Annotated in this window: 10 protein-coding genes; 5 read left to right on the top strand and 5 right to left on the bottom strand. The window is 70.1% G+C overall.

Annotation, left to right across the window (positions count from 1 at the left end; translation table 11 throughout):
- Window positions 1–22: 22 nt before the first annotated feature.
- Complete coding sequence (locus ACFYP0_RS02120; protein WP_355493486.1) at window positions 23–844, top strand: NAD-dependent epimerase/dehydratase family protein; 822 nt, start codon at window positions 23–25, stop codon at window positions 842–844.
- A gap of 105 nt (window positions 845–949) precedes the next feature.
- A complete protein-coding gene (locus ACFYP0_RS02115; RefSeq protein ID WP_355493485.1) occupies window positions 950–1,687 on the top strand; it encodes an alpha/beta fold hydrolase in 738 nt (245 codons plus the stop codon).
- A gap of 123 nt (window positions 1,688–1,810) precedes the next feature.
- Here ACFYP0_RS02115 and ACFYP0_RS02110 read toward each other — a convergent pair whose 3' ends face one another.
- Both ACFYP0_RS02110 and ACFYP0_RS02105 read right to left on the bottom strand, forming a co-directional pair.
- The gene (locus ACFYP0_RS02110; RefSeq protein ID WP_355493661.1) at window positions 1,811–5,074 is read right to left on the bottom strand and encodes an NACHT domain-containing protein; all 3,264 of its coding nucleotides are present in this window, start codon (window positions 5,072–5,074) and stop codon (window positions 1,811–1,813) included.
- Window positions 5,075–5,300: 226 nt separating this feature from the next.
- Window positions 5,301–5,855 (bottom strand): hypothetical protein, encoded by a 555-nt coding sequence (locus ACFYP0_RS02105; RefSeq protein WP_355493484.1) that lies wholly within the window; start codon window positions 5,853–5,855, stop codon window positions 5,301–5,303.
- 322 nt (window positions 5,856–6,177) lie between these two features.
- On the opposite strand from ACFYP0_RS02105, the gene ACFYP0_RS02100 reads away from it, so the two are divergent.
- The gene (locus ACFYP0_RS02100; protein WP_386994006.1) at window positions 6,178–7,173 is read left to right on the top strand and encodes a tyrosine-type recombinase/integrase; all 996 of its coding nucleotides are present in this window, start codon (window positions 6,178–6,180) and stop codon (window positions 7,171–7,173) included.
- A gap of 6 nt (window positions 7,174–7,179) precedes the next feature.
- Here the strand turns inward: ACFYP0_RS02100 and ACFYP0_RS02095 are convergent, their stop codons facing one another.
- From ACFYP0_RS02095 to ACFYP0_RS02085, 3 genes are all read right to left on the bottom strand, one after another.
- The gene (locus tag ACFYP0_RS02095) at window positions 7,180–7,869 is read right to left on the bottom strand and encodes a fasciclin domain-containing protein (protein ID WP_386994004.1); all 690 of its coding nucleotides are present in this window, start codon (window positions 7,867–7,869) and stop codon (window positions 7,180–7,182) included.
- A gap of 94 nt (window positions 7,870–7,963) precedes the next feature.
- The gene (locus ACFYP0_RS02090; protein WP_386994002.1) at window positions 7,964–10,072 is read right to left on the bottom strand and encodes a M14 family zinc carboxypeptidase; all 2,109 of its coding nucleotides are present in this window, start codon (window positions 10,070–10,072) and stop codon (window positions 7,964–7,966) included.
- Window positions 10,073–10,374: 302 nt separating this feature from the next.
- A complete protein-coding gene (locus tag ACFYP0_RS02085; protein WP_112587017.1) occupies window positions 10,375–11,154 on the bottom strand; it encodes an endonuclease/exonuclease/phosphatase family protein in 780 nt (259 codons plus the stop codon).
- A 183-nt stretch (window positions 11,155–11,337) separates the two neighbouring features.
- Between ACFYP0_RS02085 and ACFYP0_RS02080 the strand changes: the two genes are divergently transcribed.
- Together ACFYP0_RS02080 and ACFYP0_RS02075 are read left to right on the top strand one after the other, a co-directional pair.
- Window positions 11,338–12,111 carry a sulfite exporter TauE/SafE family protein gene (locus ACFYP0_RS02080; RefSeq protein ID WP_386993999.1) on the top strand — a complete coding sequence of 258 codons (774 nt, stop codon included), beginning with the start codon at window positions 11,338–11,340 and terminating at the stop codon, window positions 12,109–12,111.
- A complete protein-coding gene (locus ACFYP0_RS02075; RefSeq protein WP_386993998.1) occupies window positions 12,111–12,881 on the top strand; it encodes a GNAT family N-acetyltransferase in 771 nt (256 codons plus the stop codon). The genes ACFYP0_RS02080 and ACFYP0_RS02075 overlap by 1 nt, the downstream gene beginning before the upstream one ends.
- Window positions 12,882–12,931: the final 50 nt, after the last annotated feature.

The following is a 12,931-nucleotide window of genomic DNA, read 5'->3' as shown; positions in this document are numbered from 1 at the left end:
TAGGGGAGGAGAGACTGCCGACATGAGTCCACCCTTCGGGACCGTGGTCATCACGGGCGCCGCCGGCCGCATCGGCAGCGCACTCCGCCACGCCCTCCGCGACGAGACCCGCCACCTCGTCCTCATCGATCGCGACCCACTGACCGCGCAGTCGCCGGTGGAGCGGGTCATCCGCCTGGACCTCACCGACCTCGACGCCCTGACCTCCGCGTTCGAGGGCGCCGACGTGGTGATCCACCTCGCCGGGCTGCCGGACGAGGCCCCACTTGCCGACCTGCTGGACGCCAACGTGCTCGGCACGTTCCACGTCCTCGAGGCCGCCCGCCGGCAACAGGTCGACAGGGTCGTCCTTGCCAGCAGCAACCGGGTCACCGGCTTCCACCCCGTCGGAAAGATCGTCAACCCCGAAGATCCGGTCCGACCGGACGGGTTCTACGGAGTGAGCAAGGTGGCAATCGAGGCTCTCGCCCGCCTGTACGCGGACAAGTTCGCCCTGTCCGTGGTCTGCCTGCGCATCGGCAGCTTCGAGGACAGACCAGACGACGCCCGATATCTCGCCACCTGGCTCAGCCCGCGCGACTGCCTCGGGTTCATCCGAGCGGCCATCACCGCACCCGACGTCTCCTTCGCCACCGCCTACGCCGTGTCGGCCAACACCCGCCGGTTCTGGGACCTCGACGCTGGCATCCAGCTCGGCTACACGCCGGTCGACAACGCCGAAGACCACGCCGCCCACGTCGTCGGCGCCGACGACCCCATCGACTCCCACGCGCCCCAGGGAGGCAGGTACGCCAGCACCGAGACCACCCTCACCCACATCCACGGCGGGCAACTGAACCCCTGACGAGGAGTACAGAATGGACCGCACCGCCCAACAGGGGAGAGCCCGACAATGAAGCTGGCAGTCGATCAGTCACCAGGCACAGCACCAGAGGTGGTGTGCCTGCCCATGTTCGGCACGACCCGCGCCGCCACGGCTGCCGCGTTCGGCCCAGCCCTCGCAGGCGCGGGCCTACGAGAGACATACCTGGACCTACCCGGCCACGGCGACAGCCCCGCGGACTGCCCACCGACGTCCCTGGCGGTGCTGGACACCGTGTGCGACTGGCTTGACCACCACGTCGACGCGCCGGTCCTGCTCGCCGGCGGCTCCTACGGCGCGTACCTGGCCACCGGCATCGCCCGCCGACGACCCGAACTCGTCCGCGGTCTGCTCCTCGTCTGCCCGGGCGTCACCATCGCCCGCGACAGCCGGGACCTGCCCGACGAACCACCGCTCGAAGCGCCCACGGGCTGGCTCGACGCCGCTCCCGCCGCCCTGCACGCCCACCTCGACGCCGCCCTGGGCCATCGCACGTCAACGGTCGTCGCGACGGTGCTCGCGGCACTGAACTCCGGCGGTCCCGGTGACACGACGTTCCAGGAGAGGCTGCAAACCGGGCCCGACTACGCGTTGCCCGACGAGAACGCCGACGTCGTCTTCGACGGCCCGGTCACGGTGATCACCGGCCGACAGGACAGGATCGTCGGGTACGCCGACCAGTTCCGCGCCATGCGCCGCTATCCGCGCGGCACCTTCACGGTGATCGACGCGGCGGGGCACTACCTGCCGTACGAACAGCCCGCGTTGCTGCGATCCCTCACTCAGGACTGGTTGCGCCGCACACCGGGCATCCCAGCGGCCTGACGCAGCGCCGACAGGGGAGTGCATCGCCACTGGCCTATCCGTCAGTCCGGCCAGGACCAGGGCCACGCAGCGAGCGACGCCACGCTCCAGACACCGGCGGGTCGGCCGGAGCGCGGTGGTGGTTCAGCGGCGTTTGATGCGTACCCCGTCCGGGCGCGCGGCATCGGCGATCTCAATGCTTCGCGGCAAATAGACGGTCATGTGTTTTCCGTGTAGCGGTGTCAGATCGAGTCCCGGCGCGGAGCTCACGATCGAGAGGTTCTTGAGCTCCGCCAGTCCGACGAGCGGAGTGAGGTCGAACACGTGTTCGCTGTTGCCAATGCTCAGCCAGCGAAGCTGAGACAACCCGGCCAAGGGACTCAGGTCGGTGACGGGTGTCCGGTCAATCACCAGCTCGGTCAGAGTGTCGATCAAGGCCAGCGCGGCCAGGTCCGTCAACCATGTGCAGGCGGCTAACCACAGGTACGTGACTTTCAGTTGACGGAGTTTCACCGCCAGCTCATGGACCCCGCCGGCAGGCTCCTCGCTGTCATAGAGCGCCAGCTGCGTCAGGTTTCGCAGAGGATCGAGCATCGCCGGATGCCACAGCGGGGGTGGACTGAAATTCAGGTATCGCAGCGCGATGAGCTCAGCGAGGAGGCGTCCGCTAACCTCCACTCCGCCCAACGCGAGCCATCTCAGCTGCGTCATCTGGGTGAGGGCGGTGAGGTCTTGGTCGGGTGCAAGGCCCCACAGGGACAGGTCGGTAAGTCTTTGCAACTTTGGCAGCGAGGAGAGATCCAACAGTTGCTGATCGGCTTCCAACCAAATGCTGGACAGGTCGGAACTCTTGGCCAGATGCTCAAGGTCGCCAACGACCCCATTCGCGGTCAGCTGAACTTCGGTCAGATGCGGCACGTCCGACAGTTGGGCCAGGTCCAACTTTTGGTCGCTGCGGATGACCGTCTTGGCGAGGTGACGCAGCCGGGGCAGCGCGGGGAGCAGGGTGGCATTGCGGATCGTCGCCTCGCCACCGTCAAGAGGGGCGTCAGCGAGGACCCGGTCGGCATAATCGGTGGGGTCGAAGTACTCCCACGCCGTGATGAGCTGCTGCTGGACGCGAGGTCGGGGGTCGGTGCCGTAGCGGGCGAGGGTAGCGAGCGCATCGGGACCGTTGACCAGAGCCACGGCCCTGACCGTGGCGGCGGCCTGGGCCTCGCTCAACGTGCTGAGATCGGCCGGCAGTTCGGCGAGCAGCGGTTCCCCAACGGCCGCAAGGGAACGGGCTTCGGCAACGGACCGGGGCAGCAGCTCGCGCAGGTGGGAACGGATCCGGGTAAGTACTTCCGGCTCGACCGCGGGCGCAGTTTCCAGGCATGCCGCAGCGAGCAGCCGCAACCTCCGGGCCTGCTTCGGTCGCTCGCCGGCGAGCGTGAGCAGGCCGGTGAGGAGTTGCATGCGGACAGGCGCATTGGCGTGGCCGGCGGCCAGAATGATGGTTTCGCGCCAGGTGTCGAGATGGGCGTGCTCGAGGAGGGCACCGGTGTGCCCTTGTTCGGCGGCTTCACGCGCAGCCAGGTATTCCTGAAAGGTGCGATGGACGAAGTCGATGCGGTCGGGCACCGGTTCACGAAGGACGCCGCTGCGTTGGATCATGTGCTCAAGCACGGCGACAACAGAGGCGGTGATGTGACGGATCCCGGCCAGTCGATGCTCGAAGCGCTGTGTGGCTTCGGCGCGGGTGAGTTCGGTGCGGCTGTTCTGGGTCATCCACCAAGCGACCTCCTGCAACAGTTGCGCCTGGTCGCGGCTGGTCAGTTCCGGTAGTGCGGTGGGCACGCCACGTTGGTAGTCGCGGCGGTGCAGCAGCATGTCGATGGCGGCCTGGTAGATGTCCATCCGATTGCGGGGCAGGTTGCTGTCACGGTCCAGGTTCAGCGCGCACAGCATCGCGCACAGCAGCGGGCTGCCCGCGAGGTTCTGCAGGTGGGCGCTGCCGTCGAGTTGGGCTAGTAGCCGTTGTTCGTAACCGGGTAGCAGGTGGGGTTCGCAGGGCAGGTCGGCGGCGCGACGGACCGCTTCGTGCCAGTGCCGGATCAGCGCCTTGACGTCGGCCGGTCCCATTCGCTCCAGAAACACCGAGGCGAACCCTTCGGTGTCCAGCCAGCGGGCCGACGCCGCAGCCGGCCGGGAGGTGACCACGACCCGCAGGTCCGGATAGGCGGATAGCAGGCCGTGCAGCCAGTCACGGACCGTCCGCCGTTGACCTTCGGGCACCTCGTCGACGCCGTCGACCAACAGGATCGCCCCGGTGCCGAGTTGGCGGTGCACCCAGCCGGGAGGCATCAGCCCGGCGATCGTGGCGGCGATCAGGTCGAGGAACCGTTCCGGGGGAGGCAACGGCTGGGCGACGTGGTCACGCAGCCGGATCAGGAACGGAGTACGCCCGTTCCAGCTGTCGAGTTCTCCGGTGAACCCATGCCGCGCCGCGGTGACCGCGATCCACTGCATCAGAGTGGTCTTGCCGGAGCCGGCGTCACCACGCAGCAGGACCCGCGCCGCGTCGCCAAGGGCCTGCTCGGCCCGTACCGAAGCGCTGTCACTACCACCGTCGGAGCGCAACAGGCCGGGACCCCAGCGGAACCCACCGCGGCGCAGGCTACGGGTGGTGCCGCCGGTGACGGCCAGGCTGATGTACGCGATGCTCAGCGGGGTACGCAACCGGTAGCGGTGCACGTCGACGCCGAACAGTTCCAGGTGGTCCAGCACGGTGAGCAGATGGGACAGGTACCGGCCTCGGAACTGGGCGTCATGACTGGTCCCGGTAGGGGCGTCCAAGCTGGTCACCGGTAGGCGCGCCAGAACCTGGGTGAGGCCCTCGGCCACCGTGGACAGCCGTTCCAATGTCTGTACGGTGGCGCGACCTTGGAACGGGGGGAGTTGCACGACCAACTGGGTCAGACAGGTGCAGCACTCGTCGAGGACCCTGCCGTACAGGTGACCTGCCGCCTCGCTCAGGGCCGCCCTCGCGGGAATGTCGGGCAGTTGTCGGCGCAGTCGGGTGGCCATCAGCGCGGGGTCTACATCGTCGGCGAACACTGCGGCGTCGGACAGGTCCGCGTCGCGTAGCGTGTCGGCCACCGCGTTCAGAGCGGCGGCGATCTCATTGTCGGGCAGCGCCGGCTCCCGGCGGCGAACCAGCGGCTGCAGGCGTTCGTAGACGGTGTCGACGATGTCGTCCAATCGCCGGCCCGCCCGGCGCAGGCCGAGGTCATCGGTGATCCCAGAGCCGATCAGGTCGATGAGCGGCGTCTCACGTTCCCGTTGTTCCCGGCGGCGTCCCAGCCATCGTTTCACCGCCGGTGTCACCACCGAGCCGGCCAGGCGCAGCAACGCCGTCTCGACCATCCCCACGCCGCGTCTCCTCCTGGTCTGCTGTGAGGTCTGACTGGTGCGCGTGCCAACAGCTCACGGAACGCCGGCTCCAGGTGTCAAGACAGCGACCACTGACGAAGCTACGTCGCGCAGAGATTCATGGCTGTCCACCATCCAGCCGTTCTTGCGGCGATTCGATAATGCACATTATGTAAAGTAGCGCGTTCCGGGGGGTCCCCTTGCCGTCCATCCCACGGGGTCAGTCGCGCGTCAGGCCCGGCGGACACGCGTCCTCGTCCGGCCCGACGAGCCGTACGTTGACCAGCGCGTTGCGTCGCAGAGCCGCGAGCACCGCACCGCTGGCACCGATGTCGGTCCAGGTGTCGTCCCACAGGGCGGAGACGAGCCAGGAGCGATCCGCCGGAAAGAACAGGTCGGGCAGTGCCCCGTCGCCACGCATGTGACCGGCCCGCCAGGTGAGAGCCTGTTCCGGCCCGGCCTGGATCAGCACGTAGGGCCAGTCCCAGTAGAGGGACACCCTCGGGGCATGAGGGAAGACGACGTCGTGGGCGCCGGTGTCGAGAAAGCCCAGCCACCAGGGCTGATCCGGCGTGCACGCCACCAGCTCGTCGATCACGGCGCGTTCGTGGGCGTCGAAACCGGCCCCGGCGGGCGGGTGAAAGGCGCCGTACGCCTCGAACACCGGCGGGATCGCCGTGGTGACCGACAGGCCCTGCGTGGTCCGCCCGGCGAGCCAGGCGACGTCGCCGGCCGTGCCGATCCGCCAGGTGCGCCCGTCCTTGCTGACGTCCATTGGCTCCATAGGTGTCGTTGCGTCCTGCGGGTCGTGGTCGACGGCGGCGGGCGACGCATGTGGAGCCCACCCGGCTTGGCCAGGGGCCCGCCACTGGTGCCCCTCGGAGCAGGCCAGATCTGTCGGACCGTCGAGGTCCCGGTACACGATGGGCGTGCCGGGCCGACCACAGGTGGGACAGATGGCGGCGAGCGGCGTCATGTCGCGCACGATACGTGCTTCTTCATCAGCTCCGGCCGTGCTCGGGGCGGTCGGGATGGGGCCCTTCTCCCCCTCGTCCACCCGCTTCCCGAATACGCGAAAATGCTGCATAATATCTCTTATGCATGACAAACAGGACGAATCGCTCGCGGTGCTGATCGAGGAGTTCCTGACCGCGCGCGCCACCCGTAAGCCCTCCCCGCACACCCTGGCCGCGTACCGCAGGGATCTGCACACGGTGGCCTCCCTGGTGGCGGAAGATGCCACCCCTCCCCTACCCCTGGACGCGCTGTCGATCACCGACCTCTCCCCCCGGGTGATGCGCGCGGCCTTCGCCCGGTTCGCCGCTCCCCGGGCGCCCGCGTCGGTGCATCGGGCCTGGTCCACCTGGAACACCTTCTTCACGTTCCTGGTCGCTGACGGGTTCGTGGCGGGCAACCCGATGCCGGCGGTCGGGCGGCCTCGGGCGCTACTCCCCCAGCCGAAGCCGCTGCGCGGCGCGGACACCCCCGAGGTGCTGCTCGCGTCCGCCGCGCGGGACGACGGGCGGCAACGCGACCCGTGGCCGGAGCGGGACGTGGCGGTGTTGGCGGTGGCGCTCTGCGCCGGGCTGCGCCTGTCGGAGCTGCTGGCGTTGCGCGTCGACTCGCTCGGCGGTCGGCCCGGTGAGCGGCGGGTCGAGGTGGCGGGAAAGGGTGGGCGGCCTCGGGTGGTGCCGATCGAGGCGGATCTGGACCGGGTGCTGCGGGACTACCTGGACAGTCGGGTGCGGCGCTTCGGTTCGCGGTCGGTACGCCCCGACTCGCCGTTCCTGGTGGATCGGCAGGGTGAGCCGTTGCGCCGTGGTGGCCTGCAGTATCTCGTCGAGTCGTGTTACCGGCGGGCCGGCATCGGTAACCGGGTGCCGCGTGGTGCGCGGCTGCACGCGCTGCGGCACACCTTCGCGACCCGGTTGGCGGAGGACGGTGCGAGCGCGGCGGAGATCATGCGGTTGTTGGGGCACGCGTCGTTGGCGTCGTCGCAGACCTACATCGAGGTGACGGCCGGGCAGCAGCGCGACGCGGTCCGCGCCAACCGGACCAACCGCGCGCTGGCGGGTCTGGTGCCGCCCGGGTGAGCGTGGTCAGTGTGCGCGGTGGCCGGTGCCGTCGGCGGTGACGGGCAGGGGGCCGAGGACGGCGTTGATGATGTGGATGCGGGCGTTGGTGGCCTGGTAGTCGGCGCAGACGGTGTCGGCGCGGTCGCCGAGGCGGGCGGTGGGCCCGGTGCGGGTGACGGTGACGGTGACTCCGTCGAGGGTGGTGGCGGTGCCGGCGGTGGTGAGGTCGGCGATCGGGTGGCTTCCGGTGATGAGGTGTGCTTTCAGCAGGGTGCGGAGCTGGTCGGTGTGGTGGGTCATGAGGTCGTCCCAGTTGTCCTCGGAGAACGTGGCGGCGAAGGCGTCGTCGGAGGGCGCCAGGACGGTGACGCCGTCGCCGGCGGGCAGGTCGGTGAGGACGCCGCTGGTACGCAGTGCCGCTTCGAACGTGGTGAGGGTGGGGATCCAGCGCAGCGCCTGGTCGACGGGTTGCCCGGCGAGGAAGCTCGGGTTGCCGGGGTCGGTGCCGGTGGGCAGGGCGGCGCAGAGTGGCCCGGTGGGCTGGGGTGCGGTGCTCGCGGGCGCGGCGTCCGGGCGGGGAGTTGCGGGGCTGCTGGTGCAGGCGGTCAGCAGCAGGGTTGGCAGGAGCAGGCCGAACGTCCGTCGGACGCGCCTAGCGCCGTGCGGTCCGCGGAATCGTCGGGGGTGTCGCGGTGGGGTGGCGGGGTGCGACACGGCGGCCTCCACGGGGTGCGGGGGTAGGTGGTGAGGTGCCGGCGGCGCGGGTGTCGGGCCCGCGCCGCCGGCGTGATGGCTCGCTAGTTGTCGGTCACAGTGCCGCGCACTGGGTGGTTCGTGGGCCGTGCACGGTGTTGGCGACGCCCAGGTTGGTCGGGGCGGGGTTGTTTGCCGTGCAGTTGAGCGGGCCGCGGATGGTGTTGCCGGCCAGCAGGGGTGCGTCGGTGCCGGTGGTGTTGCCGGTCAGGCTGACCGGGCCGGCGATGGTGACGTCGATGACGGAGACCGCGTTGGTGGTCTTCGCGATCTGGACGGGGCCGTTGATGGTGCTGTCGGCGAGGAGGATGCCGGCGGCGCCGGTGGCGGTGACCGGGCCGCTGATGGTCGTTCCGGTCGCGACGAGTGCCGCGCCGGCCCGGACGGTGACCGGGCCGTTGATGGTGGCGTCGTCGGCGCAGGTGAAGCCGGAGACGGTCAGTGGTCCGTTGCGTCGGCCGGTGAGGGTCGGGTAGACGCGTTCGCCGTCGGTCAGCTTCTCCACGCCCTTGGTGTCGAGCAGCAGCGGGATGAGGCCGCGTTCGGGCTGGTTGAGGGGGACGTAGTAGCCGTCGTCGGTCTTGATGACCTTCCAGCCGTGTGCGGCGATGCGTTGCGCGACGGTGGTGCCCACGCCGCCGGGTCCGTCGGTGCGGGCGCCGTTGTACTGCTCGTCGGTGAGTTTGTAGGCGCACGGGGCGTTGTCGAGGATGAGGTCGGCGGGGGGTGCGTCCAGCGGCGGCGGGCTGTCGCCGGGGTGCGGGGCGGGGTGCGCCGGGATGGGTCGGGAGCCGCGGAAGACGAGGCGGCCGGTGTTGGCGGCCTGGATCTCGATGGACTGGGCGCGGGAGTTGAGGATGTCGGCGCGGTCGGCGCGGTGGTAGTCGAGGAACTGCTGGAACGTCCACAGGGCGGAGTAGGTCTTGCGGCGCCGGTTGTTGGCGGTGTTGCCCTCGTCGGGGCGGGTCTGGCCGCCGGAGCTGCGCAGTTCCAGCAGGGAGTTGGCGACGTTCTTGAGCCCGAGGGTGTTGCGCAGGATGGTTTCCTCGCTGAGGCCGACGTTGCCGCCGCCTTCGCAGCCGTAGGGGCAGGCCCACCAGCCGGCTTCGGCGCCCTTGGCGTACATGTGGCCTTCGATCATGTCCTGGGACTGGTCGAAGATGGGTTGGGCGACGTTCTGGTGCCGTGGGGGCAGCATCGGCAGGTCGCCGGCGCGGGAGTTGCCGAACTCGTGGCCGTCGTAGCCGGCGACGGGTCGGTAGTCGCGGACCATTTTGATGTACGCGGTGGTCTCGGGTTGGCGGATCAGGGAGTAGTCGCGGTTGAGGTCCTGGCCGGTGGAGTTGCCGCGGGTGTTGTTGGCGCGGCCGTCTCCGTTGATGGTGGGGACGATCAGGACGGTGGTGTGGCTGAGCAGGTCGGTGATGCGGGGGTCGGTGCTGAAGGCGAGTTGGCGGGCCATGATGAGGCAGGCTTCGCGGTCGCCGGGTTCGTTGCCGTGCACGTTGCAGTTGATGGCCACGGGTGCGGTGGCGGCGACTGCTTCCGGGGTTGTAGCCGGGGTGGGGTGGCCGATGACCATCATGTTGATGGGTCGGTTCTGCACGGTGCGGCCGAGTTCGACGACGCGTACGCGGTCGCTGAGGGCGTCGATGGCGGCGGTGTAGGCGTACTCGTCGGTGTCGCTGGTGTACTGCGCGGCGTGGGTGGTCTCCCAGCCGGTGCGTAGTTGCTCGCCGGGGGTTGTGGGGTTGCCCCAGGGTGCGGTGGTGGTGGCGGTGACCGGGTCGGAGTAGGGCTGTTCGGTGGTGCCGGTGCGGGCGCGTACGCGCCATTGGAAGGTGTCGCCGGGGTTGTAGCCGGCGTCGGCGAAGGTGGGTGCGTGTTGGTTGATCTGGCGGTTGGGTCGCCAGATGCCGACGATGGTGGGTGTGCCGGTGGGGGTGTTGTCGGCGTCGACGGGGGTGCGTTCGATCTGGTAGTCGGTGGCGCCGTCGACGGGTTGCCAGGCGAGGGTGGTGTATCCGTCGGCCTGGTGGGCGGTGAGGGCGGTGACCTGGTCGGGTGGTGCGGCGCGTTGGGCGTTGGCGGGGGTGGGTGCGGTGGTGAGGGTGACGGCGATGAGGGTGGACACGGCGATGAGGGTGGGTCGCTGGCGTCTCATGTGGCCTCCGACGAGTTGATCGTGGCGCGTGTCGACCAGCATGATCGTCGAAGTCCGTCGATGCAATGATCTTGAGGGAATCTTGCGACTTGGTGGTCCGCTCCCCCGCCGACCCTTGATTGACCCGGTTTCCGCAAGGCGCGGTGTCCGGGGCACGGGGGTGGCCCGGTTTCAGATAGCCGAGTCGACCTTGGAGGCGGCGTCAGGCCGAACGGTCCGCGCGGTAAGGCACGGGGTGACCCGGAACCCGTGGATGAGGACGACCGTCGTGAGCCGCGATGCGGCCGGTTGGGCGCTGACGCTCAGCCGAGATCGACCAGCAGGGGGCGGTGATCGGAGATGGTGGACGCCGGCGCGGTGACCGCGCGTACGGGTGGGAGCTGGTCGAGGGCGTGCCGGTCGGCGAGGATGTGGTCGAGTTGGACGCGGGGCTGCCCGGACGGGTAGGTGGGGCGTCGGCCCAGGGGGCGCCAGCCGGAAATGAGCCGGGCCGCGCCGGCGGGCAGGTTGAGGTCGCCGAGCAGGACGCGGGGCCCCGGTAGCGCGCGCAGGGCGCGGACGGTCTGACGTAGTTGGCGGGCGTTCCAGCCCGGCACGAACGACAGGTGGGTCGCTGCCACGGTGAGGGGGCCGTGGGGGGTGTCCAGGACGGCGGCGAGGACCACGCGGGGTTCGTCGTGCAGCAGGATGAGGCCGCCGCGGGGGCCGGGCACGTAGACCGGTGAGCGCACCGGCGCCGGCTTGAGTCGGGTGACCTGCCAGCTGCGGACGGGGTATCGGCTGATCAGCCCGATGCCGTAGCAGGGTTCGCCGTGGCCGTCGTCGTCGTGGCGCAGTGGGCGGAACTGTTCGCCCGGGGTGCCGACGACGGCGGCGGCGAAGCGGTGGTGGGGTGCGCCGAGGGCGCGGGCGGCGATGGCGGTGAGGTCGAGGTTGCCGCTGCGGCGTTGGTCACGGTCGACCTCCTGCAGGGCGAGCACGTCGGCGTCGAGGGCGCCGATGGCGGCGGCGAGTCGATCGGAGTCGACGAGCCCGTCGGTGAGGGACCGTCCGTGCAGCAGGTTGAAGGTGGCCAGGCGCACTCCTGCACCTTACGTGCCCGTGGCATGGTTGCCGGGTGCTGAAGGTCTTGCTGTGTTCGGTGCTGGTGTTCGTGGCGGTCGGCGCGTTGGGGGTGTGGTTGCGGCGTACGCGGGGCCGGTGACCGGGTGAGGCTGGCCACTCGGGTGCTGGTCGGGCGGGTCGGGTGGGCAGAATTGCCGCCCGTGGACGCCGTGACGTTGAGTACTCTGCTGGCCGCCGCCGCGATGGCCGGGTGGGTCGATGCCGTGGTCGGTGGTGGCGGGTTGTTGCTGCTGCCGGCGTTGTTGGTGGCTGCCCCGGGGTTGCCGGTGGCCACCGCGTTGGGCACGAACAAGCTGGCCGCGATCTTCGGTACGGCCACCGCGGCGGCGACGTACGCCCGTAGGACGAAGGTCGACTGGCGGGTGGCGGGCCCGGCGGCGGGGCTCGCGGTGCTCAGCGCGGGCGTGGGTGCGGCGCTGGCCGGGGCGGTGCCGGCGTCGGCGTACCGGCCGGTGGTGCTGGTGGTGCTGGTGTCGGTGGCGGTGTTCGTGCTGCTGCGTCCCCGGATGGGGGTGGTGGCGGTGCCGGCGAGGCGCACTCCGGTGCGGGTGGCGGTGGTGATCGCGGTGGCCGGGGTGGGCATCGCCCTGTACGACGGGTTGATCGGCCCGGGCACCGGCACGTTCCTGGTGTTGGCGTTCACCGCTCTGGTGGGCGCGGACTTCGTGCACGGCTCGGCGATGGCGAAGGTCGTCAACGCGGGGACGAACCTGGGCGCGCTTGTGGTGTTCGGGGTGACCGGGCACGTGTGGTGGCTGCTGGGCGCGGGCATGGCGGTGTGCAACATCGCCGGCGCGGTGCTGGGGGCGCGGATGGCGTTGCGCCGCGGCTCCGGGTTCGTGCGGGTGGTGTTGCTGGTGGTGGTGGTGGCGTTGGTGGCGAAGCTCGGATACGACCAGTGGGTGGCCCGCTGATGGCGGTACGCCCCGAGCATGACCGTACGGTCCTGGCACGGTTGCTGGGGCGTGATCCGGTGCTGCATGCCTACCAGTTGGGCGACCTGGACGACTTCTTCTGGCCGTACACCTCGTGGTTTCGCCGGGGTGAGCAGGTCGCGCTGCTCTATCACGGGGTCGATCCGCCGACGCTGCTGGCGTTCGCGGCGCCGGCGGACACCGCGGCGCTGGCGGCGTTGCTGGCCGCCCTTGCGCCGACGCTGCCCGCCCGGTTGTACGCCCACCTCTCCCCCGGGCTGTCCGACATCCTGGCCGGGTCGTACCGGTTGGATCCCGGTGGCCTGCACCACCGGATGGCGTTGACCGCTCCGGCCCGTCTGTCGGTGGTGCGTCCCGAGGGTGTGGTGCTCGGGACGGCGGACCTGCCGGGGCTGCGCCGCCTGTACGCGCAGGCGTACCCGGGGAACTGGTTCGATCCTCGGATGGTGGACACCGGGCAGTACCTGGGCGTACGCGAGGACGGTGAGTTGGTGGCGGTGGCCGGGGTGCATGTGTGGTCCCCGGTCTACCGGGTGGCGGCGTTGGGCAACGTCACGACCCATCCGCGGTGGCGGGGACGGGGGTTGGGCGCGGCGGTGGTGGCAGCGCTCTGTGTCCGGCTGCGCGAGACCGTCGAACACGTCACGTTGAACGTGAAGGCGGACAACACGGCGGCGGTGCGGCTGTACGAGCGGGTGGGGTTCACCCGGGTCGCCGACTACGAGGAGTGGACGCTGACGGCCCGGTGACCACCCTCGGGCGGATGGTCGCGAAACGTTGAGCGCCGGCTTCCGGACGA

Source organism: Micromonospora arida (assembly GCF_042873195.1).
Taxonomy (GTDB): Bacteria; Actinomycetota; Actinomycetes; order Mycobacteriales; family Micromonosporaceae; genus Micromonospora; species Micromonospora arida.
Note: the sequence above shows the minus strand (reverse complement) of the source record. Positions and strands in the feature narration are given on the sequence as shown.

Excerpts from the sequence above, each read along its gene's own strand:
- ACFYP0_RS02120 (WP_355493486.1), top strand. The coding sequence starts at position 23 with ATGAGTCCACCCTTCGGGACCGTGGTCATCACGGGCGCCGCCGGCCGC.
- ACFYP0_RS02115 (WP_355493485.1), top strand. The coding sequence starts at position 950 with ATGTTCGGCACGACCCGCGCCGCCACGGCTGCCGCGTTCGGCCCAGCC.
- ACFYP0_RS02110 (WP_355493661.1), bottom strand. The coding sequence starts at position 5,074 with ATGGTCGAGACGGCGTTGCTGCGCCTGGCCGGCTCGGTGGTGACACCG.
- ACFYP0_RS02105 (WP_355493484.1), bottom strand. The coding sequence starts at position 5,855 with ATGGACGTCAGCAAGGACGGGCGCACCTGGCGGATCGGCACGGCCGGC.
- ACFYP0_RS02100 (WP_386994006.1), top strand. The coding sequence starts at position 6,178 with ATGCATGACAAACAGGACGAATCGCTCGCGGTGCTGATCGAGGAGTTC.
- ACFYP0_RS02090 (WP_386994002.1), bottom strand. The coding sequence starts at position 10,072 with ATGAGACGCCAGCGACCCACCCTCATCGCCGTGTCCACCCTCATCGCC.
- ACFYP0_RS02075 (WP_386993998.1), top strand. The coding sequence starts at position 12,111 with ATGGCGGTACGCCCCGAGCATGACCGTACGGTCCTGGCACGGTTGCTG.